The organism is Pseudomonas sp. S32 (assembly GCF_016648095.1).
GTDB classification, from domain to species: Bacteria; Pseudomonadota; Gammaproteobacteria; order Pseudomonadales; family Pseudomonadaceae; genus Aquipseudomonas; species Aquipseudomonas parafulva.
On the sequence record NZ_JACVVF010000040.1, the window covers coordinates 1 to 14,188 of the forward strand.

At 61.9% G+C, this 14,188-nt stretch carries 14 protein-coding genes and 1 tRNA gene; 7 read left to right on the top strand and 8 right to left on the bottom strand.

The window, feature by feature from the left end:
* Positions 1-157: 157 nt before the first annotated feature.
* Positions 158-1,063, bottom strand: coding sequence for a TauD/TfdA dioxygenase family protein (locus IAE38_RS18525; protein WP_201218608.1), 906 nt, complete (start codon positions 1,061-1,063; stop codon positions 158-160).
* A gap of 38 nt (positions 1,064-1,101) precedes the next feature.
* Positions 1,102-2,139, bottom strand: coding sequence for an ABC transporter substrate-binding protein (locus tag IAE38_RS18530; protein WP_201218609.1), 1,038 nt, complete (start codon positions 2,137-2,139; stop codon positions 1,102-1,104).
* Positions 2,140-2,436: 297 nt separating this feature from the next.
* Between IAE38_RS18530 and IAE38_RS18535 the strand changes: the two genes are divergently transcribed.
* From IAE38_RS18535 to IAE38_RS18555, 5 genes are all read left to right on the top strand, one after another.
* The gene (locus tag IAE38_RS18535) at positions 2,437-4,026 is read left to right on the top strand and encodes an ABC transporter permease (protein ID WP_442968310.1); all 1,590 of its coding nucleotides are present in this window, start codon (positions 2,437-2,439) and stop codon (positions 4,024-4,026) included.
* Entirely contained in the window at positions 4,023-4,886 is an 864-nt protein-coding gene (locus IAE38_RS18540) for an ABC transporter ATP-binding protein (protein ID WP_201218610.1), read from the top strand. The genes IAE38_RS18535 and IAE38_RS18540 overlap by 4 nt, the downstream gene beginning before the upstream one ends.
* 112 nt (positions 4,887-4,998) lie before the next feature.
* Positions 4,999-5,075, top strand: a tRNA-Arg gene (locus tag IAE38_RS18545).
* Between the two features lie 161 nt (positions 5,076-5,236).
* Positions 5,237-6,967 (top strand): dipeptidase, encoded by a 1,731-nt coding sequence (locus IAE38_RS18550; protein WP_201163859.1) that lies wholly within the window; start codon positions 5,237-5,239, stop codon positions 6,965-6,967.
* Positions 6,968-7,134: 167 nt separating this feature from the next.
* Entirely contained in the window at positions 7,135-7,572 is a 438-nt protein-coding gene (locus IAE38_RS18555) for a CBS domain-containing protein (protein WP_028635542.1), read from the top strand.
* Between the two features lie 5 nt (positions 7,573-7,577).
* Here IAE38_RS18555 and IAE38_RS18560 read toward each other — a convergent pair whose 3' ends face one another.
* The 4 genes from IAE38_RS18560 to IAE38_RS18575 all read right to left on the bottom strand — a co-directional run bounded on the left by IAE38_RS18560 (position 7,578) and on the right by IAE38_RS18575 (position 11,382).
* Positions 7,578-8,216 carry an NADH:ubiquinone oxidoreductase subunit N gene (locus IAE38_RS18560; RefSeq protein ID WP_201163860.1) on the bottom strand — a complete coding sequence of 213 codons (639 nt, stop codon included), beginning with the start codon at positions 8,214-8,216 and terminating at the stop codon, positions 7,578-7,580.
* 69 nt (positions 8,217-8,285) lie between these two features.
* On the bottom strand, positions 8,286-8,528 hold the full coding sequence (locus tag IAE38_RS18565; protein WP_028635544.1) for a DUF2789 domain-containing protein: 243 nt from the start codon (positions 8,526-8,528) through the stop codon (positions 8,286-8,288).
* A 178-nt stretch (positions 8,529-8,706) separates the two neighbouring features.
* A complete protein-coding gene (locus tag IAE38_RS18570; protein ID WP_028635545.1) occupies positions 8,707-9,339 on the bottom strand; it encodes a LysE family transporter in 633 nt (210 codons plus the stop codon).
* A 132-nt stretch (positions 9,340-9,471) separates the two neighbouring features.
* Entirely contained in the window at positions 9,472-11,382 is a 1,911-nt protein-coding gene (locus IAE38_RS18575; RefSeq protein ID WP_028635546.1) for an ATP-binding cassette domain-containing protein, read from the bottom strand.
* A 50-nt stretch (positions 11,383-11,432) separates the two neighbouring features.
* On the opposite strand from IAE38_RS18575, the gene IAE38_RS18580 reads away from it, so the two are divergent.
* The gene (locus IAE38_RS18580; RefSeq protein WP_201218611.1) at positions 11,433-11,915 is read left to right on the top strand and encodes a TIGR02444 family protein; all 483 of its coding nucleotides are present in this window, start codon (positions 11,433-11,435) and stop codon (positions 11,913-11,915) included.
* On the opposite strand, the gene IAE38_RS18585 is transcribed toward IAE38_RS18580, so the two are convergent.
* Complete coding sequence (locus IAE38_RS18585) at positions 11,891-12,793, bottom strand: AlgP family protein (RefSeq protein ID WP_201218612.1); 903 nt, start codon at positions 12,791-12,793, stop codon at positions 11,891-11,893. The genes IAE38_RS18580 and IAE38_RS18585 overlap by 25 nt on opposite strands.
* 206 nt (positions 12,794-12,999) lie before the next feature.
* Here IAE38_RS18585 and IAE38_RS18590 point away from each other — a divergent pair, with 206 nt between their 5' ends.
* Positions 13,000-13,638 (top strand): FKBP-type peptidyl-prolyl cis-trans isomerase, encoded by a 639-nt coding sequence (locus IAE38_RS18590; RefSeq protein WP_201218613.1) that lies wholly within the window; start codon positions 13,000-13,002, stop codon positions 13,636-13,638.
* A 9-nt stretch (positions 13,639-13,647) separates the two neighbouring features.
* Here the strand turns inward: IAE38_RS18590 and IAE38_RS18595 are convergent, their stop codons facing one another.
* A complete protein-coding gene (locus IAE38_RS18595; RefSeq protein WP_028635548.1) occupies positions 13,648-14,118 on the bottom strand; it encodes an Rsd/AlgQ family anti-sigma factor in 471 nt (156 codons plus the stop codon).
* Positions 14,119-14,188 lie beyond the last annotated feature (70 nt).

Here is a 14,188-nt window from a genome sequence, read left to right on the forward strand (position 1 = left end):
GTATGGCACCGGCTTTGCCGGTGTTCGCGGCTGAAGCCGCTCCCACAAGGTAGATTGCGCCAGCGTCCAGATTTTGTGGGGCAGTCCAGACGGAGTATCCACAGGCCCGTCATCATTCATGGGCCCAGAGCACAACTGTTGTAAGCCGCTGCGTATCTCAACCCTTGCGCGTGGTGCGGCTCTGTTGACCATCCACCCCCACCGGCACCTCACCGGCCAGGGTCACACGGCGAACCACCCGGGGCTGGGTGCCGTAGTCATCCACTGCGTAATGCTGGGTCGCACGGTTATCCCAGATGGCCACGTCCCCGGCCTGCCAGCGCCAGCGTACGGTGTTCTCAAGGCGCGTCACATGGCCCTGCAACACGGCGAACAGGTGCTGTGAGTCGGCCAGGGAATAGCCTTTGATACGCTTCACAAAGTGCCCCAGTTGCAAGACCCGCTCACCACTGACCGGGTGTACCCGCACCACCGGGTGTTCGGTTTCGTACACGGTGGAGGTAAACACCTTGCGGTAGTGTTCAAGCTTGGCAGGGTCCACGTCGGGCTTGAGCGTTGCATAGTCGTACTCGTTGCTGTGCACCGCCCACAGCGAGTCGGCCAGCTTGCGCAGCGCTTCAGGCAGTTCCTGGTAGGCCGCTGCGGTGTTGGCCCACACCGTGTCGCCACCCGACGCCGGTGCCACCACGCTACGCAGGATGGACGCCTTGGGGTAGGCGTCGACGAAGGTCACGTCGGTATGCCACGAGTTGGCGCGCTGGCCTTGGGCACCGTCGAGCTGCATGAGATAACGGGTGTTCTCCACCACTGGCACGGTCGGGTGAGCGACCGGCTCACCAAGCAGTTTGGCAAAGCCTTCCTGGCTCGTATCGTCCAGGTGCCCCTGGTCCCTGAAGAAGATCACCTTGTGCTGCACCAGCGCAGCCTGGATGGCCGCCACCGTGGCAGCGTCCAGGTCGGCAGACAGCTTCACGCCGTGGATCTGCGCGCCGATACGGCCGGCAACCGGTTGAATGTCGAGGTCAAGGGTGTGCGGCACGGTGGCCAGGGCAGCGTTACTCATGGTTGTGGTCCTTGCTTTGCTTGTGGGGGGTTGAGGGTTCAGCGCGCGGCCTGCACCGCATGTTCCTGCTGCAATGCAGCATCGAGGAAGCGGGGTTCGACCCAATCGGCCACCTGGAAGCCGCGGCGGATCAGGCGCTCCTTGGCAGCCAGGTCAACGCCCTGCTGCAACTGGCTGATAAAGCCAGGGTCCAGGCGCGGGTCGAAGTACTGGGCGAGGTCTTCCTTGGCCAGGTCATCACGCAGAATGCTGAGCGGCCAATTGGCGTTGCTGGCCACCAGTTCCAGGTAGGCCTCGCGGTTGCGTTCGTTACGCAGCCAGGTGCTTGCCTGCTCCTGCGCGTTGACCAGGCGCTGCACCAGTTGCGGGTATTTGCGGATGAAATCGCCCGTGCCCAGCAACACCGCTTGGGTACCCCCAGCCCCGAGCAGGTCGCGGGAGCTGACCGGTATTTCGACCAAGCCGCGCTCGCGCAACGACAGCAGGCTGGACAAGCCCCAGGTGGCGTCGATCTGCTTGGCCGCCAGTGCGGCATTGGCAGCATTGAAGTCGAGGTTGATGACTTTCAGGTCACGCTCGGTCAACCCCTGGCTGGCGAGGGCACTGGCGAACGACAGCTGGTTGGCAGTGCCGCGGAATACCGCCACGCGCTTGCCCTTGAGATCGTGCAGGCTTTTGATACCCGAGCCGGGCACCACCCCCAGGTAGCTTTTTACCCCACGCACACCGGCGGCCAGCACCCGGGTATCCAGCCCGTTGGCCTTGCCGACGATGGCAGCCAGGTCGCCCAGGTAGGCAAAGTCGGCCTGCCCGTTGGCCAAGGCTTCGTTGACCACAGGGCCTGCCCCCTTGAAGAAATGCCAGTCGATACGAATACCGTCTTTGGCGAATTCCTTTTCCAGCAGCTGCTGGTTACGCAACACATCCACCACGCCACCGGCACTGGGCTTGCTGCCTGCGCTCAAGTCGGGCACAGCGATGCGGATGCTCGATGGGTTGGCCGGTTCGGCGGCTTGAATGTTCAGGCTGAGGGCCAGCCCAAAGGCCGTGATCAGATGTCGCAAAGGGGTTTTCATGGCAAGGCTCCAGGGCAGGCCGCCGCCGGAAACGCCCGGCGCTGTGGGCTGAAGCTAGGCCGCGTTGGATAAAAGCTACAAAGACCAAAAACTCATTTTTTTGTAACCGAATGGCATAAACGAGCGTTCATGCCTTCTGCGGGCAGGCTTGCGAAAAACGCATAGAAAATATGAGGAAAACGCAATGTCTGGAGGGTTTCATCAGGCGAGAACACCGTGCTCTTATCTCTTGAAGATCACCCATGGATATTTTTAATTCCATAAGTGAATAAAACACAAACCTTCGAGATTCGGCTGATGGATGGAGCTTCAGGCACAACACGATTCTGGCTGCCAAGCCTCCTGCCCGGCTCACACGCCGTGCAACGTTTCATACGGCAAAGCCTGCCATGGCTGGTGCCTTTGACGGTTGCCGCCCTGTGGCTGACCGCGACACAACAGCACTGGATGAGTGAACAGATCCTGCCTGCACCAGCACTGGTATGGGACAGCGCCGTGGAGTTCGGCTCGGGCGAACTTTGGGGGCACCTTTGGATAAGCTTGCAGCGCCTGTTCTGGGGGCTGTCTGTCGGGATCGGCAGCGGCTTGTTGCTGGGGGTGTGGCTGGGGGCGTCACGCCAGGCGCAGACACTGGTGCTGCCTACCTTCATCGCGCTGGCACAGATACCGACACTGGCCTGGATCCCGCTGTTCATGCTGTTCTTCGGCATAGGTGAATGGCTGAAGCTGGTGGTGCTGGTCAAGGCCGTGGTGGTGCCGGTGACCCTGCATACACTGGTGGGCGTACGCGATGCCCAGCCCAAGTTGCGCGAAACCGCCTTGGCCTTACGGCTGCCACGCCACCTGCTGTTGCTGCGCCTGCTGCTGCCGGCAGCCTTGCCTGCGTTTCTCACCGGCGTGCGGCTGGCCTTGGCCACGGGCTGGACATCCCTGCTAGCCGTCGAGCTGCTGGCCTCGAGCGAAGGCATCGGTTACCTGATGGTGTGGGGGCGGCAGCTGTTCATGCTCGATCTGGTCATGCTGTGCATTCTGGTGATCGGCCTGGTGGGGGCACTGCTGGAGCGCAGTTTTTCGGCTTTGGAAAAGCGCCTGCTGTTCTGGCCACAAGCAGCCACAGGGGAGCAACGGCACGGGGCGGTGCCGCGCAGCTGGCAGAGCCTGCTGCTGCCCGTGGCGCTGCTGGCGGCGTGGCAGGCCAGCAGCCGCTATGGTTGGGTCGACACCAATATCCTGACCTCCCCGCTGCAGGTCCTGCATACGCTGCTTGACGGCCTGGCGGACGGCTCCTTACCCCAGGCGTTGCTGGCTAGCCTGCAACGCACCCTGACCGGCCTGATACTGGGTGGCGGTGCAGGCCTGCTGGTCGGGTTGCTGCTTGGCCTTTCAACCACGGCCGAACGCCTGTTCGGGCCCAGCCTGTCGGCCTTGCGGCAAGTGGCACTGTTTGCCTGGGTGCCGCTGCTCACTGCATGGTTCGGCCTGGGTGAGGCCGCCAAGCATGTCTTCGTAGGGCTGGCAGCGTTCTTCCCGCTGATGATCGCCACACAACGCGGCATTGCCAGCCTCTCGCCGCAGCTGGGCGAAGCCGCCCGCACCTTGCGCCTGAACCTGTGGCAACGCCTGCGCCTTCTGGTGCTGCCCGGCGCGGCACCGGCCATTTTTGCCGGGCTGCGCCTGTCACTGATCTACGCCTGGCTGGGCACGATCGGGGCTGAGTACTTCATGCCCTCGGACGGCGGTATCGCCAGCCTGATGATCGGCGCCCAGCAATTGTTCCGCATGGACCAGGTGATGGCTGCCATGGTTCTGATCGGCCTTATCGGCGCCCTGCTCGGCACCCTTGGGCAACGCCTGGAATCACGCGCAACGCGCTGGAGAACCGCATGAACGCCTTTAACACTTCGCACTTGAAAGCGGCCAACCAGGCCGATGTTCGCCCGCCGCTGGTCAGTTTCGAAGGGGTCGGCAAAGTGTTCACCGTCGATGGCCGCCCCTTCGAAGCCATCCACAATTTCAACCTGTCGATCCGCGAAGGCGATTTCGTTGCCATTGTCGGTGCTTCCGGTTGCGGCAAATCCACGCTGCTGCGCCTGTTGGTGGGGCTGGACACCGACTACAGCGGCAGCATCCAGGTGGATGGCAAACCCGTGAGCGGTATTGGCGGCGAACGCGGCATCGTGTTCCAGGAGCACCGCCTGTTCCCCTGGCTGAGCGTGGAGCAGAACATCGCCCTGGGCCTGGTAAACGAGCACTTGACGCAGGGCGAGCGCGCCCGCCGCGTGCACGAGTTCGTGCAGCTGGTGGGCTTGGTGGGGTTCGAATCGGCGTACCCGCACCAGTTGTCTGGCGGCATGGCACAACGCGTAGCCATCGCTCGCGGCCTGGTGGCAAGCCCGCGTATCCTGTTGCTCGACGAGCCTTTTGGCGCACTCGATGCACTGACCCGCCAGCAACTGCAGGATGAACTGCTGGCCATTCGTGAACGCGCCGGCATCACCACCTTGCTGGTAACCCACGACGCCGAGGAGGCGACCTACCTGGCCGATCGGGTAGTGGTGCTGGAACCGCGCCCTGGCCGTATCAAGTCGGTGGTGCAGATCGACCTGCCGCACCCCAGGCTGCGCACAGGTGTTGCGCTGCACGGGCTACGTGAGCAGGTGCTGCATCAGATTACCGGGCACGGGGGCTACCTGCCGCCGCCAGCCCCGCGTGTCGAGGGCCTGCGGCCAGAGCTGATCGCACTATGAGCGATAGGGGAGGCTGCAGCTGCGAAGGCCCTCGGGCTGAGCAGGCCAGAAAACAGCTACAGATCAAGGCGATGGACGACACCGGCCGAGATGGGTATCATGCGTGCGCGTTGCACTCGTAGCTCAGCTGGATAGAGTACTGCCCTCCGAAGGCAGGGGTCGTGGGTTCGAATCCCGCCGAGTGCGCCATATCAAAAAAAGCCCCAGGCCAGTGCCTGGGGCTTTTTCGTTTGTGCGACATGTCGCATTCCTGGCACTCCCGTACCACGGGCCATTAATGATAGCGTGGGCGTCTCCCCGTTTTCCAAAACGGGCCCACAACAATGATTGGCGAAGGAATGCGCACACCCATGTACCTGAAAAACCTGATCACCACTTCCCTGCTGGCGGCCGGCATCGGCTTGTTCGCCCTGCCCGCCCAGGCCAACCTCAGCCAGCATCAGTCTGCTGCAATCGTGAAAGCCTTCGACGGCGTTATCTTCAGTGACTTCAAGCAGTTCCTCGGTAAGCTCAAAAGTAGCGAACTGGCCAAAGCTGATGACCTGGGTACTACCCTCGATGCTTATCTGGCGGGTAAGCCGCTGGCAGTCGAGCAGCAAAATGAAATCAATCGTCTACTTGGCCTGTATACCCGTATCAAGTATGGCAAGGAGGCCCTAGGCACCCTGCGTGGGCTCGTTGAAGCCCGCACCTTCCGCGTCGAGGGAGTACCACAGCACCAGAACCCGGAATTTCTGAAGATCGCCGACCTGATCGCGGCTCAGGCCGGTTACCTGGGCCTGACCTTCCGCAACATCGACAACCGCGTCTATGAAATTTCGCTGGGCAGCGGCAAGGAAGTCGTCGGCCTACATGCCCACGCCGACGTAGTACCGGTGAACCCGGATAACTGGAAATTGCCCGACGGCACGCGCCTGGACCCGTTCAAGGTCACCTTGGTGGGTGACCGCATGTATGGCCGCGGTACCGAGGATGACAAGAACGGTATCGTAGTGGCGATGTACGCGCTGAAGGTGGCAAAAGACGAAAACCTGCCGCTCGCACGGCAGTTCAAACTGCTGATCGACACCACCGAAGAAACCACCGGCGATGCCATCCCCTACTATTTCGAGCGCAACCCCACGCCGGACTACAACCTGGCGCTGGACGGCGGCTACCCGGTGGTCATCGCCGAAAAAGGCTATGGCACGGTCATGGCAACCTTCAACAAGCGCGCAGCCAGCGGCACCGGTGCTGAAATCACCGGCCTGACCGGCGGGCTAGCCACCAATCAGATCCCCACCACATCGGTGGCCACCCTGGTCGCAGACAACCCCGCTGCCGTGGCTAAAAGCCTGAGCGACGCAGGAGCCGACTATGTCAAACGTAATGGCGGCGACTTCAGCATCGAGGCCAAGGCCGAAGGCAACAAGGTGGTGCTGACAGTGGCCGGCGTTTCGGCGCACTCTTCCGAACCGGAGTCGGGCGTGAACCCGGTGGCGCGCATGCTGGGCTTCATCAACGGGCTGGGCCCACAGGTGCCGCTCAAGCAAAACCAGTTCACCGATGCAGCCCGCTACGCGGCAGAGAATTGGGGCCTGGACTACCTGGGCAACAAGCTGGGCATTGCTTACAAAGACGCCTTCATGGGGCCGCTGACCGCTTCGCCGACATTCGTTGGTATGGATGACAAGGGCCTGAAGCTTGCCGTGAACCTGCGCATCCCCAAAGGCAAGCCCATTGCCACGATCCAGGATGAAATCGCTGGGAAGCTCGGCAAATGGAGCGAGCAAAGCCACACCTCGGTGGCCTTCGACTACAGCCTGGACGAGCCGATGTACCGCAACCCAGAGGGTGAGTGGGTGAAAGCGCTGCTGGCAGTGGCCACCGAGAACCTGGGCATGAAGCACGAGTTTGGCACCTCGGCAGGTGCAACTTCAGTGCACGACTTGCCCAATGGCGTGCAGTTCGGCCTGGCCATGCCAAACGTGAAATACACCGGGCACAACGACAACGAGTTCAAGACCGTGGAGCAGTTCATGCTGGACTTGCAGATCGTCAGTGAAATGGTCGCGCGTATCGGGCAAATGCCGAAGCTCTGAGGCGGCATGCACTGCATTCAGGCGGGGGCGGTATCAGCTGAAAAAAGCGCCTTGGCGAGGGTCATGACGTTTTTCAATTGGCTCGATGCCGTTTCCTGCATTGCCGTGCAGGCTGGCGTGCCGGATGCTTTAGTAACCCACGCACCACACTATCCGCAGAGGCCCGTATGAAGAACGTCGAGCAGATCCTCAAGAGCAAGTCCGAGCACCAGACCGTCCACACCATAGGCCCGGACGATTCGGTGCTCGATGCACTCAAGCTGCTGGCCGAGAAAAACATCGGCGCGCTGCCCGTGGTTGAGGGCAACCAGGTTATCGGGATCGTCAGTGAACGTGATTATGCGCGCAAGCTGGTGCTGAAAGGCCGCTCATCCGCCGCTACGCCAGTGCGCGACATCATGAGTGCGCCCGTGGTGACCGTGGAGCCGAAGCAGAACCTGGAGTACTGCATGAACCTGATGACCAACCGTCACTTGCGCCACCTGCCGGTGGTCAGCAACGGCGAGCTGCTTGGGCTGTTGTCGATCGGTGACCTGGTCAAGGAAACCATTGCAGAACAGGCCGGCCTGATTGTGAAGCTGGAACAGTACATCCGGGGCGAATGAGGCTGTCAGTGGTAAGCGCGCTCCAGCTCGTCCAGCTGGTGGTCGAAACTGCGCAGGCGCGCTGACCAGGTATACACCAGCACTTCCAGGTCTCGGTTGAGCACTGTGGTAGTGCCGTCGTATTGCGGCAATGCCTCGCCCAGGTCCAGCTGATAGCGCTCCCGCGCCATCGCCTGTGCCACGCTGGAGAGGTCACGGGCGTTGGCCAACCAGTGGTGATGGTGATCATGCACTTCACGGTCGAGTGCACGGCATTGGCATTTCAGTGCATCCAGGCTCTGGTCGAGCGGTGTGCCCTTTAGCTCCCCCATCACCTCCTCGAAGGTTCGGCCTGAGTGCCAGTAGCTGCCCCAGAAGTACCGGTCGAACACCGTTTCTACACGGCGCAGCGCCACTTTGGTGTTCCAGATGGTCAGCAAGGTGTGGCCCTGCACCACTTCACGCTTGTTCAAGCGCAGCTGTTGCCAGGCGATCCAGGTGAGCGTGGTGAGTGAGTAGGCGACGATAACCGCAGCAGCAGCGTACAAAAAATGCACAGCCTGGTTCAGGTAATAGGCTTGGCGGATACCGTAGAAGTAACTGGCCGTGAGCGTGCCCAGGATCAACAAGGCGCACCAGAAACCCGATGCATAGGGATCTTTCATCGCGCTATCCCCTTATTGTTTACCTGAGCATAGCAACGGCCAATCACCCTTCAGGTGCCGCTCGGCGCTTTATTTCTTGCTCGAATGCAGCGCCTCGTTCAACTGGTCGATCATGGGGATCCAGTCGGCATCTGCGGTGTAGCTTTCCTTGAGAAAAGCGCGCTGGGCATCGCTCCAGAACGGTGCATCCACCAGTTTCACATCCTCGTCGAGGGGCGAATGGGTGGTGATGAAACGGTCGATTTCCACGGGGTCGTCAGGCAGACCCAGCTGCTTGAAAATCTCTGAAAAATGATGAGTCGGGCTATCCATGGTTCCTCCTAGATACCGGCTTCGGCTACTGAGCCAGGGCACGGCATGGTGTGAAAGCTTGCTGAACGCGATCATCCGCCTGTGGATAGACAGCACGCAGCCAGGGAAGACTCGAAATAACCCGTATATTTGTCCGGGCGCTGCCGCAAGCACGGGGCTGCAAGCAGCCCCTCGGCAGTCAGACCGGGGCGCGGCGCAGGGTTGCCAGGAACGTGGCAGCGCCGATGAACAGCCCGGCAAAGGTGCGGTTCAGGCGCTTTTGCTGCCGCGGCGTACGCAGCAGGCGCAGTACCCGCGAGGCAAGGCCGGTGTAACCTGCCATTACCAGCATATCCACGGCCACCATGGTCACGGCGATGGCAATGTACTGCGGCAGCAGCGGGGCATGCGGGTTGATGAACTGTGGCAGTACCGCCAGCATGAACACCAGGGCCTTGGGGTTGCTGACATTGACCAGGAAGCCGCGGAACACCAGGCTCAGCGGTTTGCCGATGGGGCGTACGCCAGATTCATCGGTCATGTCCAGGGGCAAGGCGCGCCATTGCTTGTAGGCCAGGTACACCAGGTAGGCCACACCGAACCACTTGATGAACTGGAACGCGGTTGCGGAGGCGGCGAGGATGGCCCCCACACCCGCAGCGATGATGGCGATCTGCATGAGCAGCCCGAGCTGCAGCCCCAAGGCGTTCCAGTACCCACGCCAGAAACCATATTGCAGGCCGCTGGACATCGAGGCGATTGCCCCCGCGCCCGGCGACAGGCTGATCACCCAGCACGCGGCAAAAAAGCCCAACCACACTTCCATAGACATCGCACACCTCGCTCGAACACATGTTGCAAAACGTTAAGCTAAGGCGCCGATGAAAAAATGACCAGAAGATTTTAGAGGGGGTGGGTAGCGGCCCATCGCCAGCAAGGGGCTTGCCGGCGATAGGCTTAAGGCTCAACCCAAGGTTTCGAGCTCGGCCTGCATGCCTTCCAGGGTTTCCAGGGCCTCCATCCACGCTTCCTCAAGCTCGCCTTCACGCTGCTTGAGTGTGCTCTGGCGTGCCAGCAACTGCCGCAACTCGTCCTTGCGCGCAGCTTCATACAGGCCGCCGTCGCCAAGGGCGGTTTCGATCTCGGCCAGCTGAGCGTGTACCTGGCCAAGCTCGGCCTCAAGCTTGTCAGCAGCCTTCTTGTGCGGCGCCAGTTGCTGACGCAAGGCGGCAGCCGCCTGACGCGTGGCCTTCTTGTCGGTCTTGTCCGGGTTCACCGCCGCGCTGCTGGCCGGCGCACTGCGCTGGCGGTACTCCACCAGCCAGCGGCTGTAGTCGTCCAGGTCACCGTCGAACGGCTCGACCTTGCCATCGGCCACCAGCAGGAAGTCGTCAGTGGTGCTTTTGAGCAGATGGCGATCGTGAGAAACCACCACGACCGCACCGGCAAACTCCTGCAAGGCCATGGTCAGCGCCAGGCGCATTTCCAGGTCCAGGTGGTTGGTAGGTTCGTCCAGCAGCAGCAGGTTGGGCCGCTCCCAGGCGATCAGCGCCAAGGCCAGGCGGGCTTTTTCACCACCCGAGAAGTTCACCACCGGCTCGTCGACACGGTCACCATGGAAGTCGAAACCACCCAGGAAGTCGCGCAGGGTCTGCTCGCGCTCGGCGGGGGCAATGCGCTGCAGGTGCAGCAGCGGGCTGGCCTTGTCGTCCAGGGAGTCCAGTTGATGCTGGGCAAAATAGCCCACAGCCAGGTTTTCACCCAGCACCAGGCGACCTGCCAGGGGCTGTAGCTCGCCCGCCAGGTTCTTGATCAGCGTGGACTTGCCCGCACCGTTGGGGCCCAGCAGGCCGATGCGCGCCCCTGGCGTGAGCTGCAACTTGACCTTGTCGAGTACCGACTTGTCCGCGTAACCAAGACGGCCTTCAGACAGGCTCAGCAACGGGCTGGAGATTTTGTGCGACTCGCGGAACACGAAATCGAAGGGCGAATCCACATGCGCCGCCGACAGCTCTTCCATGCGTTCCAGGGCTTTGATACGGCTTTGCGCCTGGCGTGCCTTGGTGGCCTGGGCCTTGAAGCGGGCGATGTACTTTTCCATGTGCGCACGCTGCGCCTGCTGCTTTTCGTACGCCTGCTGCTGCTGCGCCAGGCGCTCGGCACGGGTGCGCTCGAAGGCGGTGTAACCACCCTTGTACAGGTTCAGCTTGCGTTGCTCGACGTGCAGCACATGGTCGACCACCGCATCCAGGAAGTCACGGTCGTGGGAGATCAGCAACAGCGTGCCCGGGTAGCTCTTGAGCCAGTCTTCCAGCCACAGGATGGCGTCGAGGTCCAGGTGGTTGGTGGGCTCGTCGAGCAACAGCAGATCGGACGGGCACATCAAGGCCTGGGCCAGGTTCAGGCGCATCCGCCAGCCACCGGAGAAATCACCCACCCGGCGATCCATCTGCTCATTGGTGAACCCGAGGCCTGCCAGCAATTTACGCGCACGGGCGTCGGCGGTGTAGCCATCGGCGCTTTCCAGCTCACTGTGCAGCCGGGCCAGGGCAGTACCGTCATGCAGCTGTTCAGCCTCGGCCAGTGCGGCCTGGACCTTGCGCAGGCGCACATCGCCATCAAGCACGTAGTCCACCGCCAGGCGATCGAGGGTATCGACCTCCTGGCGCATATGGGCAATGCGCCAGTCGCCAGGCAGCTGGCAGTCGCCGCCATCGGGCGACAGCTCACCGCGCAGCAAGGCGAACAGGCTGGATTTACCGGCGCCGTTGGCACCGATCAGGCCGGCCTTGTGACCGGTGTGCAGGGTCATCTCGGCGCCGTCTAGCAAGCGCTGCGGACCACGCTGTAAAGTGAGGTTGGATAGTCTGATCATGATGGTCGCGGAGTCTACCAGCTTCCTCGGCCCATAGCGCGGGTACAACCATGCAAAGCGACTTGTGGAATCACGCATTGGCCATGTATGCCAGGCCCGGTGTGGAGGCAGCGTGCCTTGAGCTGCAAAGGCAAGGGGGCGACGTGTGCCTGCTGCTGTGCGCGACCTGGTTGCAGGCCCGTGCAGTGCCTTTCAGCGATGAGCGCGCGTGCGCATTACAGGGCTGTGCCGGCCGCTGGCAACAGGAGGTGGTCGCCCCGCTGCGCAGCCTGCGGCAGCAATGGCGTGAAGCGGCTGGCAGTGACAGCCAACTGGCGCTATTACGTGAGCAACTGAAAGGGATGGAGCTGCAAGCCGAAAAGAACCTGCTACAACGCCTTCAGGTCTGCGCTGCACAGTGGCCTTGCGGGTCACCCGCTGGCGCAGGCGACTGGCTGGCCCGGCTTGCGCCAGGCTCTGCCAGGGGCCACGACGCGCTTGACCGGCTGCGCGCCGCGGCTACGGCGTATCAGGAAGCCGAAGACGAAGTCTGAGCGGCGCCTGTGTCGGCCGTGGCGGTAGTGCTGCCAGTGGCCGAGTTGCTGCTGGCAGTGCCTGCCGGCTTGGCGTCAGCAGGCTTGCTGGCAGCCGCGCGCGCAGGTGCCTTGGCCGCGGGCTTGGCCTTGGCAGTAGAGGCACTGCTGGGCGCCTTGGTTGCAGCGGGCTTGGTAGCAGGTTTTGCCGCAGTACGCGTGGCAGCAGGTTTAGCTGCAGGTTTCGCAGCTGACGTGGCGGCCGGCTTTGATGCAGCAGCTTTGGCAGCAGGCTTGGCGGCAGCGGTTTTTGCAGCTGGCTTGGCTGCCGGCTTGGCTGCAGGGGTTCTGGCAGCGGGTTTGGCAGCAGGTGCCTTGCCTGCCGGCTTGGCGGTCGCGGTTTTTGCCGCAGGCTTGGCAGCGGCGGCCTTGGGTGCAGGCTTGGTCGCGCTAGCCTTGGCCGCAGGTTTGGCCGCAGCGGGCTTGGCAGCCTGGGCGGCGCGCTGATCCAGTGCCTTGGTGGCAGCTTCACGCACCTTACCCACGCCCTGCGCCAGCTTCAGGCTGTCCTGAGCATCACGCTTGAGTTGCTGAATGTACGAGCGCGTCTGGGTTTGACGGTCTTTCAAGGAGTCGAGCAGCTCTTCCAGAGCCCCCACTGCCTTTTGCGCCTTGGACTGCGACTTGGCTTTACCCGCCTTCGCGGCGTCTTGCAGTTTCAGACGGCCATTGTGCAGTTTCTCTTGAGCCTTGCCGCGCTGTTTCTCCAACTTGGCGAGCAATTTTTCCGCATCAGCCAGCGCTTGCGAGCAGGCTTCCTCCAAATGGTCGAGCAGGCTACCTGAAAGTTGTTGAAGCAGGTGTAAAGGCGTACTGACTGGCTTCTTTTTAGCCGACATGGCTTACCTCCTGGCTGACGAGATTACGGCTCATACTATGCTTCTGCTGCTGACGCCGCTAGGGCATGTTGACCGTAATATCCATGCCCTGTTGCATGCCGGGGCAAAGTTGCAGTAGCGCCGCCAGCGAAGTGTAGCGGCGGTGAACAGCCGCGCTGCAAGCAAAGGCTGGCATACTTGGCCCTTCATCCACACAGGGGCTGACCATGCCGCGTTATCTTGTTCTGGGTTTGTGCCTGCTGGCGCCTTTGTGCATGGCCGATAACAACGAGCACGACCTCGCCTACAGCCTGGGGGCCAGCTTGGGCGAGCGCTTGCGCCAGGACATGCCCGGCCTGCAACTGGAAGCCCTGGTCGAAGGCCTGCGCCAGTCGTACCAGGGTCAGCCGCTGAAGCTGGATCAAGGGCGTATGCAGGCACTGCTACAACAACATGAAACTCAGCAGGCGGATACGGCGACGCAGAAGTTACAGGCCGCCGAAGTGCGTTTCTTGGCCAACGAGCGGGCGCGTCACGGCGTACATGAATTGCAACAAGGCATTCTGTACAGCGAAATCCAACCCGGCAGTGGCGCTCAGCCAAAAGCGGCAGGCAAGGTGCAGGTGAACTACGTAGGGTGGCTACCGGATGGCTCGGTGTTCGACCGCAGCCAATCGCCGCAGTGGTTCAACCTGAACTCGGTGATCGAGGGCTGGCGGGTGGCATTGCCACAGATGCAGGCGGGCGCAAAGTGGCGCCTAGTGATCCCGTCGGCACTGGCCTACGGCGCCGACGGAGCGGGTGACCTCATCGCCCCCTACACTCCGCTGGTCTTTGAAATCGAGTTGCTGCAAGCACGCGACTAGCGCTGCGCCTCAGGCCTGAACCGCGCCTTCTTCCTTGTGCGCGGTGTGCAGCACTTCGATCAGGCAGTCTTCAAGTTCAAAGCGTTCGTGCAACAAGCTACCCAGCTTGCCAAGTTTCTCGGCAAAACGCTCAGTGTCGCGGCACTCGGCCTTTTCACAATGGTCGTTGAACGCCAGCGCAATCTGGGTGATGTCGATAATACGAGGGTTGATCTCTTCGGCCAGCTCCAGCGCTTTTTCGTCGCCAAACGCCTTGGCTTCGCTGATCAGCTGTTCGCACACTTCGAAGTGCCAAGCCGATACATAATCCACCAGCAAGGCGCAGAAGTCGCCGTTGGTGTCCTTGTCGGCAAAGGCAGGCTTCACATCACGCAGGGCAGCGAATGCGTGTACCAGTTCCTGGCGCTCCGCTAGCCACCGGTCGATCAGGTTATTGACCCCGCCCCAACGTTCCTGAGCATTCTGACAACTATCTAGCATGGCGATCTCTTCCCTTTTGGGTAGATGCCGCTGCACCTCGTACCCGAATCTCGCGGCACAAAAGTGGATC